Below are 525 nucleotides of genomic sequence, written 5' to 3'. Positions count from 1 at the left end.
CGGCGGCCGATGCGAGGGTGAAGTCCGGCGGCGGACTGCCGGGCTTGACCGGCGGCGGGGCGGCGAGAACAGTGGCGCTGGAAGCAAGGGCGAGAACCAGGCCGGCGAGGGCGCTGCCAGTGAGCAGGCGACGGCGCGAGAGACGACAAGGGTGGTTCATCCTCGTTCTCCTTGGCAGCGCCGCCGGGGCGGCGTTGGTCCCTCCCGAAACGATACCTGATTCAGGGGGAGCAGGCTTTCCACATTAGCCAAGCCTGGCCTCCGGGCGCCTGCAACTGACAATCTGGCGATCACGCCAGCGCATCCGCCCCTATGCGATCACCCATATGCAGCCACGCCAATATGCAACCGCCCTGACCCGCAATCACGGCGTCTCGCCATCCCCGTCCTTGCGGAAGGCGACGCGGGCGGGCAGCGCAGCCAGCGCTTCCGTCACCGTCGCGGGCGTAAGGATTTGCGGCAGGACCAAGGGGGCCTCGTCAACGCCATCGCCCCGGTAGAGCAGATAAAGCGGGACGCCGCCGC

Annotated in this window: 1 protein-coding gene; it reads right to left on the bottom strand. The window is 68.6% G+C overall.

Annotated elements, in window-relative coordinates; genetic code table 11:
* Positions 1-160, bottom strand: a 160-nt coding sequence (locus tag AC4FS3_RS29470) for a hypothetical protein (RefSeq protein WP_491023490.1), incomplete at its 3' end; no start/stop codon positions are given.
* Between the last annotated feature and the right edge of the window lie 365 nt (positions 161-525).

Source organism: Pseudogemmobacter sp. TB195 (genome assembly GCF_058313095.1).
This window is presented reverse-complemented; position numbering and strand designations above follow the sequence as displayed.